Raw genomic sequence first — 11,724 nt, 5'->3', positions numbered from 1 at the left:
TTCGACTTGAAGTGGACGCTACCTACTCTAGTGAGTAACTCGGGAAAACCGCTGTGTAAGAGGTAGAACCGTCTCTGGTACCCCCACCTTCGTGTGGGTAACTCAGGAAAACCGCTGTGTGAGAGGTGGGGTTTTCGGGCAACTCAGGAAACTCATGAAACTCGGGAAAGATTAATGTCGTTGGATACGTCAGTCTTTCCTATCATGGACGACGTCGATTCAATCTTCGCCGATGATGTCGAGCTGATCAGGAACGCCGACGTACTCGAAGAAGATTACACTCCCGATGAAATCCTCTGTCGGGACGACGTCCTCCAGCAGTACACGAGTGTTTTCAAGCCAATCTACAAGGGTCGACCACCGCAGAACGCGTTTCTCTACGGCGATACGGGCGTCGGGAAGACCGCGGCGACGAAGTACCTTCGAGAAAATCTCGAACATGACATCGAGCGGAAGAACGAACAACTTCCCGAAGACGAACAGATCACCCTCAACGTCGTTTGGATTAACTGCGAGAATTTCACCACGGGAGACCACAAGACCTCGTCGTACCAAGTCGCCGTGGGGATCGTAAATCGACTCCGAGATAAAGGAAATCGGATCACGGGGACTGGCTATGCCCCACAGGACGTCTATGACATCATGTACGAGGAGCTCGACAACCTCGAGGGAACCGTCCTCGTGATTTTAGACGAAGTCGACAAGATCGGGAACGACGATACACTCCTCTACGAACTCCCACGCTCTCGCGATATCGGCTATGTCGAAAACGTCCGCGTTGGCGTTATCGGCATCAGTAACGATTACACTTTCCGAAAGAACCTCTCTCCGAAGGTGAAAGACAGCCTGTGTGAAACCGAGATCAAATTCCCTGCATACAACGCGACAGAGCTCTCTGACATCCTCAGCGCACGTGCAAAACTCGCTCTCTACGATGATGCCTATACTGAGGAGACGATTTCTCTCTGTTCAGCGCTCGCCTATCAGGAGGCGTCAGGAAGTGCTCGTCGGGCGATCCGACTCCTTCGCCGATCTGCGGAGACCGCTGAAGAAAATGGCTCGGACCTAATCGAAGAGAGTCATATTCGACAAGCCGACAAGGACTTGGAGTATGGCAACATCGTCGAATCGATCGTTGACCAGGACGACGAGAAGCTCTACATTCTGAAGGCACTTGCTCATCTCGATAGAGCTGGCCTTACGCCAGCTCGGACACGTACGATTCACGCTGCCTACTCTCGTGTGGTCCGTTCCTATAATACGACGACGGGGAAGGATCCGCTCACTCAACGCGGGATGTTCAATCATCTCTCGAAACTAGTGATGTTCGGGTTTGTGAATACCATCGATCACAACAAAGGCGTGGGCGGTGGACAGTGGAATGAACACCAGTTCAGCGATGATGTTGACCCGCAGAAGGTGAGGGATGCGTTTGAGGATCGCAACCTCGAATGGCTGAATATCGATGTCCGCGGAATCAAAGAGTAACTCAGGAAAACCGCTGTGGGGACCCCACTGGAGGATCATTCTGAGTATCAAACTCTGGCGGTCGACATTAGCGCAATCTTATTTAACCAACGAAACTGTTGAAAGGCAGCTTTTTGTTGGTTAACTGGATGGAGAGGCACAAATCGCCTTGTAATCGGTGACAGAGGGAGTGCGCGCACCAACGCTATAGTAACGTAGATCCTGATGAATTCATTCTAATCACCTGAATGCAGAGGCTCACCCTATCGACTTGTTCATCGAGACCACTCGTGTACCCATAGTCGCCTTTATCGATTTGTTCTCTCAGGAAAAGGTGGCGCGTGGGCAGTTTGGAACCGGGGGATTTTATGGAATATACCGTGATTAGAAACTCTTCTCGAATTCCATCCTTTTATAACCATCTCTCTGGCATTTTCGAGGGACAGAATCAATGCAGAACAAATCGATAGGGGCGAGGGTGCTGCAGCGGTCTAGTTTTCTCGACATCGATAACAAGTCGATAGGGGTGCGTCTCTAGGGTTTGGTGGTCTCTATCACAACAAATCGATAGAGGTGTGTCCCTTCCAAATCCAGAATTCTGGATGACCGTCGCCTAATGGAAACCTGGTATAAGTAGGCGTCCAGCGCTCATGTTGCCAAATCTCACGAAGTGACTCTCGGAGCAAACAGTGGGTGAAATTTGCACTTCAATGCCCGTAACGCTTGATTTCGATCCCTTAGCGTCTCTTCTTGGTCATGCAAGCGTTTATACGTTAGAAGGGTCAAGATTAGGTTGACCAATGAGTCTTGATGAGGCGGTTGACGAAGCGCTCGCGACGTACAATATGTCGCGCAGCGAAGAGGCCGAGGAAACGGGCCGAACAGTCGCCACGCTTCAAGACTAACAGCGCCGCTTAGTCGAGGTTCCGAATCTTTTCAGCAAACTCTGCTTTCGATAGCCCCGGCGTTTCCTTCAGCTCCGGATAGCCTGCGCGTTCGACGGCCTCCTCGACGAACTCGATCCAGAGGTTTTCGTGCTGCTCCGCGTAGACGACCTTCGCCTCGCTCGGGTACATATCCAGCTCGTATGCAGTCAGGTCGATTTCGACCGCGTGTTTCCGCTCAAGAGTTCTCGCGCCGAAGCGGTACAGGTGCGTCAACTACCCCACCCTACTTCGCTCACCTTGACGGGGTCGCTCGTGGAGGGTGGGGCTTGTCCATGAACTCGGCCTCGAACCCATCAGGGTGGGCGGTGAACCCGCCGCTCGGCGTCACAGTTCCAGACTTCAGGGCAAGCTGACTGTTGCCCGTCCGCCGAGACGACTGATGGCCTCGACGGACGTATCGCATCCCGATGTTCTTTGCCGCGTTGTAATCTGCATTCGCTTCGGCCCCGCACTTCACACACCGGAAATCGTCACGAGTCAAGCGATTCTCGTTCGCTGTGAAGCCACACTCGGCGCACCGCTTCGACGTGTACGCCGACCCGACTTGCTTCACCGAGATACCGACAGCTTCGGCTTTATATTCTACCTGTTCGTACAACGTTCGGAACGCCCATTTGTGACCCCACGACGCACCCGTCCGCTCACGGATATGGGTTAAGTCCTCGAACGCGATCACGTTACATTCGTACCGAAGTGCTTCGTTCACTATCGCGTTCGACGCTCGGTGCAGTACGTCACGGACGTAGCGAAGTTCCCGACCACTCGACTGTTCGAGCGTTCGGTGAGCGCTTCGAGTGCCTGTCTGTTGGAGTCCGGCGCGTACTTTCTCGAACTCGCGGAGGTCGTGGGTCAACTCCCGCCCGTTGAAGAAGAAGGCGGTGCTGGTGACGGCGAGGTTTTCGATACCGAGGTCAACCCCGAGAACCGTTCCGTCCTCGGCGGTGGTCCGTTCAGTGTCGTTCTTGGCTCGGCGGAAGCCGATGTGCAAGAAGTAGTTGCCGTCACGGGGGGTGAGTGTACTTTCCGTGACGCTCCATTTGTCGGAGTCGAGGTACTGCCGTTGGTAGCCATCGTTGGCGTCGGGAAGAACAAGTGGACACCGGACTCGGCTCTCCGTAGTGGAGAGAGACACCGTATCGTCGTCAAACAGCGTCATTGTCCGGGTGTCGTACTTCACCGTGGGTGCGGTGAAAGTCGGCTTGCTGGCCTTCTTGCCTTTCGAGCGGCGTTCGATGCAACCGGTGATGGCTTGGGCGGCTTGGTGGGTGGCGAGAATCGCGTGCTGACTACCGAGGTCTGTGCATTCGCGCACGTCGTCGTAGGCGAGGGGCTGTACGTCGCTTTTGGCGTTGCACTTTCCCCACGCCATATCGGTGGCGAGTTGGCAACCACGCTTCCACTCGGAGATGGTCTCTTCGAGGAGATCACGTTGCTCGTCAGTAACTTCGAGACGAGTGATTGCCGTCCGACGCACGTAGTCGTCTGCCACAGTTTCAATGTAGACGAGCAGCTACTTGTTGGTTGGCGTTTGTAACCGATCTGAACGCGCTCCTCTCCTCCTTACTCACTCCCTTCAGTCGCTTCTTGAGGAAGGACTCCGCACGACCGCTATCGGTTGAACAACACCTTAACCAACATAGGATGTCTACACGAAGTCTGTTGGTTAAGGCTGGTGCAGGGCTTCAGCGGGAGACATCAGCGTACCTGCTTCGTTTTTCTGCGTCCCCAGAACGCAGAGCGTTCTGGTGTGCGAACGAGACGCTTTGCGTCTCGTTAACGCCAGAAGTCGGCGGAGGCGTACATCATGGACCCACGAGACACACCAGGATACCGACTGCATCGCGCACTCAGCAACCTCAACAGCATCGACATCGAGCAACTGGACTCACCCGACCGAGAGCGAATCGTTGAGGCCACCACGCTTCTGGAACAAGTAGGACTGCTCACCCGGCCAGGTGCTTCGGAGAAAGCAAACACCAAGGTCGAATCCTGAGGAAAGGATCGGTCGAACAGCACCGATTTAGCCTCTCTCTCAATCGGTTCTGTTGGAACCCTCTGACTTTGTCGACAGCATTATTTTCTCGGCTACAGCAGTAGTAACAGTGTCCCTTCATACGAGACGCCGACTACTTGCGGCCATCGGGGTCGCCGGTGGCGCCGCCCTCGCCGGCTGCTCAACCGAGCGGTTCGGCGGTGGCTGGCCCCGAACTACTGAGACGACAACCGACCCACTTCCCGGTGAGGAACGCGGCTGGGCGCAGTTCGGACGCACGCCCGGCCATGCGGGGTTCGCCCCCGAGGTCCGGGTCGATGACCCTGACCCGGTCTGGTCGGTCAGCTTCGAGGGGGGCCTGACCTCCCCGGCCGTGGTCGAGGATCGAGTGTTCGTTCACGCCGGGCCGGCCCCGGAGTCGGGCGAAGCTGGCACGGTGCTCGCCCTCGACGGGGACGGCGAAGAACGCTGGCGGCGGACGCTGCCGGGTGGAGGCGGCGGGTCATCTGGGTGTCCCCCGGTCGTCCACCGTGGCTCTGTGTACGTCGGCGGCCTAGATGGGGTGTACGCGCTCGACGCCCGCGACGGGAGTCCGCGGTGGAGTCGGGAAACTTCCGGATCGGTGAACGAGGCAGTCCTCGGCCGCGATGGTCGGGTATTCGCCTCTACTGGCGAGACGCTGCTGGCCCTCGACACGCGCGGCCAAGAGGGCTGGACCTACACCACCGGCGACGACCGGTTCTCGACGGCCGTCCCCGCTGCTGGCAGCGGCTACGTCCTCTACACGACACGGGTGCTTGGGAGCGTCGTCGCCATCCAGCCCGGCACTGTTGGGGACCCGCTGACGGAGTGGCGGTACGCACCCGGAGAGACCGACTTCGAGACCCCAACCGTGGTTGATGGCGACGCATATATCCCTGGCGACCAGCTCCACGCACTGTCGGCCACGACCGGGGAGGTTCGCTGGACGGCCCCCGTACGATCGACAGCCGGCGTCTCGACCGACGGGGACCGGCTCTACCTCCCGACCGATGACGGGGCGCTGGTGGCGCTCGACACCGCGGATGGCACCGAGCGCTGGCGTGTCTCCCTTGCCTCCGAAGAGGGCGTCTTCCTCCGGACTCGCCCGCTCGTGACCGAACGGTCTGTCATCGTCACTACTGAGAAGCCGGGAGTTGATGAGCCGGCAAACACGTTCGCCGTCGACCGCCGGAACGGGGAGGTCCGCTGGCGACGCGAACAGCCCGGGAACATCGGCTACGACGCGGTCGCAGCGGACGGACGGCTCTACGTTCCGGTCCTTTGGGACTTCACCCTCGACAGAGAGAGCGGCGGGACACTAGTGGCACTGGCCAACTGAACCGGGTCTCGCAACAGTGAGTCCATCAGCATCGCACACGAGAATTGGCTGAATCGAAACGACATGAGAGATGGTGAGTCCGACGCGTGCAGAGGATAAACGTTCCACGTTCGCTTCGTTGCTCTTCGACAGCAACGAGGAAAGCAAAGAGCTAGAGCACGCGCTCGCAGATCTCGTCACCGAATAACTAAATCGTCAACCTAAATCAAGAAACGTATTTATACGAATGAGGTTTAGAGTAGACATAGATGCTCACCAAGGCCGGACTCGCCGTCATTGACGCATTGAGTACTGGCCGGGAAGCGACAGCAGCCGAGCTGGCGACAGAAATCGAGTATTCGCAGGTACACCTCTACGACGTCCTCGATGAGTTGCTCGAAGCGGGACTTCTCGCCGAACGTCGTGGGCCCAATAACCAGCGGTGGGTCCATGTCACGGACCATCCGGTCGTCGAAGCGTACCGGACCCTCCAGTCGGAACTCGACCACGTCGAGTGGGCCGACCTCCTCTCGCCGGCCACACTCCGAGTGTGCTGGTACCTCGACGAGCCTCGTCGGGTGTCCGAGATCGCAGCGCGACTCGAGATTACACGCCAGGGCGTTCACAAGGCGCTGTCGCCGCTCAAGCATCGGGCGATGCTGTCCCCGTCCGGCCCGGAGTACGCGTTGAGTGAAGATCTCTCTCCGCTGCTGGCGTTCGCCCGTGCTGTCGTACGACACGAGCACCGGGCGCGAGTCCGGGCACTCGCGCCGAGTGCGACCCTCGAATGGTGTGATCCGAAACGGGCGCTCATCCGCGTCCAGACAGCCGCGGATACGGAGGCACTTGAGGCAGCCTCCGACTGGCAACTGACCGGACTCGCTCGGTTTGCAGCGTACGGCCTGCAGTTCTTCCTCGCGGGCGAACCCGCGTTCTGGTATGCCCCCGACGAGGAACTCACACCTGCCGACGTGGTGTGCCACACGCTCGTCCTCGATAGCGGCTCCCGCCGCGTCAGTTATGCAATGCTCTTGATCGAGAAGCTGGACATCGACCAAGAGACGCTGACGGAGACTGCACAGTGGTACGAGTTGGAATCCACAGTAGCTGCGATGTATCGACCACTTGAGGGAGCGTTCGATGTGTCGGATGACTCCCCCGTCGTCCTCCCGAGTGAAGCAGAATTCATGGCGCTCAAAGAGCAGTACGAAGTATCATGACTGCATTCAGGGGTGGCGAGGCGATCAAAGCGTTTCTCGAGGAGTTCGACAACTGGCTCTCAGAGTCTGTAACTGTGTATCTCCTTGGTGGGTCTGCGATGACGGTTCGGGGCTTAAAGGACCAGACCGAGGATATCGATCTCGCGTTGGGTGTGGTATCCGAATTCGAGCACGTCTACCAGACACTCACGTCGCAGGGATTCGCGGTCGTCAGCGAGCCAACGGAGTCGTTTGAGGGTGTCGGGAAAACTGTCGAGCTGCACCACAAGGAGCGCGGCTTCCAGATCGATATCTTCGAACGGCAAGTCGTCGGGAAAGTGTGGATCACCAACCGGATGCACGACCGAGCGGAGGAGTTCTGGACGGGGAATCGCGCAATGGCATTCGTCCTCGCCGATGAAGATATGTTCTTGCTCAAAGCGGTTTCCGGTGGTGACCTAGCGAGTGGTCGTCGACGCGACATCGAAGACATGCGGACGTACGCCCAGCGGGGGTTGGACTACGATGTGATTCTGACCGAAATCGACGAGCAGCGACCGTTCAACACCGGCGCGACTGAAGCACGGCAGATCCGTGACCGCTCACACCCGCTGTTCGCGATCGAGATGGCGGTGAACTCACTCTCGGGACTTCCAAACACGTTCACTGCTCGTATCGAAGAGTTTGCGACCGAGTTCGAAGTCGAATGCACTGTGCTGGGGGCTGTTGACGATGGGATCAGTGACGTCGAAGCAATCCGGGAGCGAGTCCTCGCGAATGTACGGGCGCTTTCGGACGAGCAAGAAGGTGCCGTCGACGGCGCGATTGACCGACTCATTGCAAAGCAGATTCTCGAGCGCGGCGGAGATACGATTCGACTCCGGTAGCTAGGCACCCCGACCGCGGTTGTTGTTTTTCGTCCCACGAGGGGGTGCGGGGGTAGGAAAGCGCCCTCGAGGACTAACAATGGCAACACTCCAAGCAACGACGACATCGACCGGCGCGACCGTAACCGATGCACAGGCAGTCCGCCAGCTCTGCGAAGCACATTGCTTCGGGACCCTGAATTGGGAAGTAGACGAAGAAGGAGAGCTCATCATCTGGGGCTACGACGCCTTCGAGATCTACGAAACTCGTGAGGATGGACTTCCGGACTACGAAGGTGGTCTCGTCACTCACGAGTTCCTCCGAAAGCTGGCCAACTATCTCGAGCCCGGTGAAGAACTCGACATCCAGACCGCGGGGTACACGAAGTGTCGGTTCCCGGTTCTGGCGAAGCGATACGTGGTTCGCGACGGCGAGGTCCTCTACGCGGACCTCAGCACCCTCAATCCGATAGAGGAGTAGCTGAAAACAGATTTCACTACGGAATGTAGAAATCGGGATATTTTGAAGCATTTTTCAAGATAGGACAGCCGGGACAGGTGAGCTATACCAGAGACCTATACGCTTTGCCGACAGTCCGAATGTATGCACGTCAACGGTGTCCATCACCTCGTTCTGCTTGTTGACGACGTTCCAGGCGGTGAATCGTACTACAAAGAACTGTTCGATCTTGAGCTACTATTCCGCGAGGCAGCGCTCGATGGTGAACCTGGAACCGTTCCAGACGACCTCTCTTGGGACGAAGCTCTTAGAGAGGGAGTCACACCGTATATGTCGTTCCTTGGGCGCGATGAGTTTTATCTCGCGGTCGCCGGTGCATCAGATCAACAGGGAACTGGCCGACTCGACCACATCGCGCTGGCCGTTGATGAGGAAGCATTTGACGCGATTACTGAACGTGCCAACACCCTTGGGTGCAACGTAGAGGAGAACGCTCCTCACCACCGGATCTTTCTTGACAGGTACGACGTGGAGTGGGAACTGAACGCAAAACCCCGACCACCTGGACAGGCATTCGACGAATTGGACCTATAGTGGCGCTGGCCTACGCTTCCTGACCCAAACAAATCCCAGGCGTCTGATTCTCACTGCTGTGTATGCAGCACGGCCTCAACAAACCACCAGCAACAGAGCCAGATATCCTGTTTTTCGAGGGCTGAATGACTGAGCCCTCAGGGCTTCGTGATTCAATGTCTGAACAACCATCGAACGATCCGTTTGAGGAGTGTGAACTGAGCCCCGACGCGATCCTCGGCACTCACACCTTCGAAGACGTACTATTCACAGACGAGACGGAAACACCCGTGAATGTGTTGACCGGTGAGACACCAGCACATTCGCAAGCAAGCGTCGACGAAGCTCGAGCCTTCGCCGCCGGAATCGACAGTGACACGCCGCACATCGCACTCCCAGCATCAGTCGAAGCGCAAATCGAAACAGCAAGCAAACCCTACACAGCTGCTGCCTTCTTCCACTTCAAGGCGACCGGGTCGCTCAAGCGACATCGTGCGTACCACGCCGCCTACAACTCGGATACGTTCTCAGTTGAGTTCGAGGCCGACTACGAGAGCGGAGACCTGACGATCACCGTCGAGGAGGAGGATTGCCAGTCGGAGTTCGAGAACGTCTAGCCAGCGTCGTCAGCACTATTTTTTGAGCGCCGGCGATGGGTGCCGGCGCATCACGTAGCGAGGCAGTGTGCAGTCGCGTGCGTCGGCAGACGAAGGTGAAAACCGATGCACATGGTCATTTACGCACTGGTAGAGGCATCGACACAGAACGACGCGTTGGCCACTGGGAAGACGGTGTTCGACCGACTAGTGGGAGCGGATCCACATTCATCCGCCGTGTTCGACTACTATGTGTCCTTCGACGAGGAGAACACGACGGTTGCGGGCAAGGCTCGATGGGGTGAGTTACCGACCGCAGCCCCCGTTGACTCGGACGATGGGCAGGACCTACTCGACCAAGGGTGGGAAGCGACGAAAGAAGAGTTCGAGCGCAATCTCGAACGCGTAAAGGAAGCCATCAACGAACTCTCCGACGAGGAAATCATGCGCGATGAGAACCTCTCTCGGCATGCGTTCCACCAAGTCGGTGCGTACGACGGGCCGTCGGTGTTCCTGTACGATCAGCATGCGAGCGGCATCCGGCATCGTGGACAGCTGGATCGACTCCTCGAAGAGAGTGAAGACCTCTGGATCGTCCCCGCCGACGTTCATTATTGACGAATTAATAAGAGTGCAGTAACCTCTCCGTTTTCTCAGAGTAGGTGTGACTTCCGTTGTCAACGACAGCAATTGTACGTAATTCGTAGACAACATCACAGATGCCGATAGATATCGGGATTATCCTATTCACTGGTCTATTTTCTATTCTTAGACCCATGCTTCAAACGAGTTTTAGTTATGCTAACAGTCATCTACCTAGGCATCCTTACCAAATAATATTTTAAACATCAAAATAGAAATTATTATATATTTAAATTTTTAATATTATATTGTATGGACATTACAACAAGACGAAGCGTTCTCGCAGGATTGGGTCTAGCCATTGGGAGTAACACAGTTGGAAAGTTGCCACTGGTACTTCAGGCGGGGGCAAGTGAGAACCTCCTCATCAAAAATATTGAATTTGTTAAACTAGAGATGCGAGCAGATGACAAAGCGTATCAGGGTAGACTCTTGTCAACATGTACTGATTTTCCGCAAGTTCAGCCGCTGCATGGAAATGTTGAGGATTCGCAAACTCTCGTGATATCCTCGTACGATTCTGCGTCTCAACAACTCCAACACGCAGATGTAGTTCTTGAAACGACAACTGGAATCGAGGCTGTTTCCCGTAACAAAGTTATTCGAAATCTCCCAGTCCTCCCACTAAATCCAGCCTATCACACCCAATTAGATGAGATCGACGCTCCGCCAGTTTCAATCAAGTATGCTGGAGCCGACATTGAGCTGTCGGTGGACGGCGACACTAAGCGTATTCCTGCCGGAGAAAGTGCTCAAACTACTCGTACAGACTTGGGAGTTGAAGCACATGTGCGTAACTACGGTCAGAAAACCATTCTTGCGCATCCGTCTCAAACGCTATTCCCAAAAACGCCCACCTCAATTAAATCATTAGACATTATGAAGAAGAACTTCACCGACGAATCTGTCTCCACCTCAGTCACTGGAAGCGCGACACACAGGTCACTCGAAATTACAGAGTATCCAGACCAAAACGTCTACGGGATTCAAGTAGTTAACGGAGGTAAATAAATGACCAATTTACTCGTGCTCCCGACTCAAGAGTATAAAAATGACGGATACTCAAGCGGGCAACTGTCGGATGTGGCAACCCATATCGAAACGAACTGGAACAGCTACATTAAGGATTCCACAGGAAAATACCAGATGTTCGCCACGTCCGATTATTCCTCTCCAGTTGTACTCAACTCACCATCTGATATTAGTGATGCAAGGAGGCAAGCTGTGGATTATATGGACACCAATTATCAATCTGAGTTGCACACGTACGATGCTATACTCGTAAGAGATTCCCGTAATTTCCCCGGTGCTACTGCCGGACTTGCTCCGGGCGGTGGACCAACGCCATTTGATTCGCGTATATGGTTTGCTGCAGGTAGCATTGATGCAGATGATTGTGTAGCGTATAGCTCATTCACACTTTCTGCAGACTTAGAAACTCATGAGGTAGGTCATTTATACGGTGGCCGACATCCTCGACATGAAATTTGGGGGGTCGCTGAACACACTGTTATGGGGAACCGAGGGAACGAGACTTGCTCGGGTGGAACCAGCGACTATAGAACCCGTCGAGGTGATTTCCATAGTTGTTCAGTAACCGACATCCGGTATTATATGGATTATTGGGGTTTAGACTAAGCAC

General features: G+C 55.7%; 14 protein-coding genes. 11 read left to right on the top strand and 3 right to left on the bottom strand.

Features of this window, described 5'->3' with window-relative positions; all coding sequences use genetic code 11:
* Nucleotides 1–204 precede the first annotated feature (204 nt).
* Nucleotides 205–1,488 (top strand): Cdc6/Cdc18 family protein, encoded by a 1,284-nt coding sequence (locus V5N13_RS16955; RefSeq protein ID WP_336361783.1) that lies wholly within the window; start codon nt 205–207, stop codon nt 1,486–1,488.
* Between the two features lie 893 nt (nt 1,489–2,381).
* On the opposite strand, the gene V5N13_RS16950 is transcribed toward V5N13_RS16955, so the two are convergent.
* Both V5N13_RS16950 and V5N13_RS16945 read right to left on the bottom strand, forming a co-directional pair.
* Entirely contained in the window at nt 2,382–2,627 is a 246-nt protein-coding gene (locus V5N13_RS16950; RefSeq protein ID WP_332900400.1) for a hypothetical protein, read from the bottom strand.
* A gap of 19 nt (nt 2,628–2,646) precedes the next feature.
* Nucleotides 2,647–3,903 (bottom strand): RNA-guided endonuclease InsQ/TnpB family protein, encoded by a 1,257-nt coding sequence (locus V5N13_RS16945; RefSeq protein ID WP_336361782.1) that lies wholly within the window; start codon nt 3,901–3,903, stop codon nt 2,647–2,649.
* Between the two features lie 315 nt (nt 3,904–4,218).
* Here V5N13_RS16945 and V5N13_RS16940 point away from each other — a divergent pair, with 315 nt between their 5' ends.
* Entirely contained in the window at nt 4,219–4,407 is a 189-nt protein-coding gene (locus V5N13_RS16940; protein ID WP_336361781.1) for a hypothetical protein, read from the top strand.
* A gap of 181 nt (nt 4,408–4,588) precedes the next feature.
* On the opposite strand, the gene V5N13_RS16935 is transcribed toward V5N13_RS16940, so the two are convergent.
* The gene (locus V5N13_RS16935) at nt 4,589–4,807 is read right to left on the bottom strand and encodes a hypothetical protein (protein WP_336361780.1); all 219 of its coding nucleotides are present in this window, start codon (nt 4,805–4,807) and stop codon (nt 4,589–4,591) included.
* 36 nt (nt 4,808–4,843) lie between these two features.
* On the opposite strand from V5N13_RS16935, the gene V5N13_RS16930 reads away from it, so the two are divergent.
* The 9 genes from V5N13_RS16930 (at nt 4,844) to V5N13_RS16890 (ending at nt 11,720) form a co-directional block, all read left to right on the top strand.
* A complete protein-coding gene (locus tag V5N13_RS16930; RefSeq protein WP_336361779.1) occupies nt 4,844–5,767 on the top strand; it encodes an outer membrane protein assembly factor BamB family protein in 924 nt (307 codons plus the stop codon).
* 248 nt (nt 5,768–6,015) lie between these two features.
* Complete coding sequence (locus tag V5N13_RS16925) at nt 6,016–6,966, top strand: MarR family transcriptional regulator (protein ID WP_336361778.1); 951 nt, start codon at nt 6,016–6,018, stop codon at nt 6,964–6,966.
* Nucleotides 6,963–7,832 (top strand): hypothetical protein, encoded by an 870-nt coding sequence (locus V5N13_RS16920; RefSeq protein ID WP_336361777.1) that lies wholly within the window; start codon nt 6,963–6,965, stop codon nt 7,830–7,832. Before V5N13_RS16925 ends, V5N13_RS16920 begins: the two co-directional genes overlap by 4 nt.
* 79 nt (nt 7,833–7,911) lie before the next feature.
* Entirely contained in the window at nt 7,912–8,292 is a 381-nt protein-coding gene (locus V5N13_RS16915) for a hypothetical protein (RefSeq protein WP_336361776.1), read from the top strand.
* A gap of 123 nt (nt 8,293–8,415) precedes the next feature.
* Nucleotides 8,416–8,865, top strand: a complete 450-nt coding sequence (locus tag V5N13_RS16910; RefSeq protein ID WP_336361775.1) for a VOC family protein — start codon at nt 8,416–8,418, stop codon at nt 8,863–8,865.
* A 155-nt stretch (nt 8,866–9,020) separates the two neighbouring features.
* Nucleotides 9,021–9,461: a hypothetical protein gene (locus tag V5N13_RS16905; RefSeq protein WP_336361774.1), complete on the top strand. Its 441-nt coding sequence runs from the start codon at nt 9,021–9,023 to the stop codon at nt 9,459–9,461.
* Nucleotides 9,462–9,566: 105 nt separating this feature from the next.
* Complete coding sequence (locus V5N13_RS16900; protein ID WP_336361773.1) at nt 9,567–10,058, top strand: hypothetical protein; 492 nt, start codon at nt 9,567–9,569, stop codon at nt 10,056–10,058.
* Between the two features lie 276 nt (nt 10,059–10,334).
* The gene (locus tag V5N13_RS16895; protein WP_332900343.1) at nt 10,335–11,093 is read left to right on the top strand and encodes a hypothetical protein; all 759 of its coding nucleotides are present in this window, start codon (nt 10,335–10,337) and stop codon (nt 11,091–11,093) included.
* Entirely contained in the window at nt 11,094–11,720 is a 627-nt protein-coding gene (locus V5N13_RS16890) for a hypothetical protein (RefSeq protein WP_332900342.1), read from the top strand.
* Nucleotides 11,721–11,724: the final 4 nt, after the last annotated feature.

Source organism: Haladaptatus sp. ZSTT2, from assembly GCF_037081775.1.
Lineage (GTDB): Archaea > Halobacteriota > Halobacteria > Halobacteriales > Halococcaceae > QDMS2.
This window is presented reverse-complemented; position numbering and strand designations above follow the sequence as displayed.

What these genes read in the sequence shown, in the direction of transcription:
- V5N13_RS16955 (WP_336361783.1), top strand. Translation starts at nt 205, where the DNA reads ATGGACGACGTCGATTCAATCTTCGCCGATGATGTCGAGCTGATCAGG.
- V5N13_RS16940 (WP_336361781.1), top strand. Translation starts at nt 4,219, where the DNA reads ATGGACCCACGAGACACACCAGGATACCGACTGCATCGCGCACTCAGC.
- V5N13_RS16925 (WP_336361778.1), top strand. Translation starts at nt 6,016, where the DNA reads ATGCTCACCAAGGCCGGACTCGCCGTCATTGACGCATTGAGTACTGGC.
- V5N13_RS16920 (WP_336361777.1), top strand. Translation starts at nt 6,963, where the DNA reads ATGACTGCATTCAGGGGTGGCGAGGCGATCAAAGCGTTTCTCGAGGAG.
- V5N13_RS16915 (WP_336361776.1), top strand. Translation starts at nt 7,912, where the DNA reads ATGGCAACACTCCAAGCAACGACGACATCGACCGGCGCGACCGTAACC.
- V5N13_RS16910 (WP_336361775.1), top strand. Translation starts at nt 8,416, where the DNA reads ATGCACGTCAACGGTGTCCATCACCTCGTTCTGCTTGTTGACGACGTT.
- V5N13_RS16905 (WP_336361774.1), top strand. Translation starts at nt 9,021, where the DNA reads ATGTCTGAACAACCATCGAACGATCCGTTTGAGGAGTGTGAACTGAGC.
- V5N13_RS16900 (WP_336361773.1), top strand. Translation starts at nt 9,567, where the DNA reads ATGCACATGGTCATTTACGCACTGGTAGAGGCATCGACACAGAACGAC.
- V5N13_RS16895 (WP_332900343.1), top strand. Translation starts at nt 10,335, where the DNA reads ATGGACATTACAACAAGACGAAGCGTTCTCGCAGGATTGGGTCTAGCC.
- V5N13_RS16890 (WP_332900342.1), top strand. Translation starts at nt 11,094, where the DNA reads ATGACCAATTTACTCGTGCTCCCGACTCAAGAGTATAAAAATGACGGA.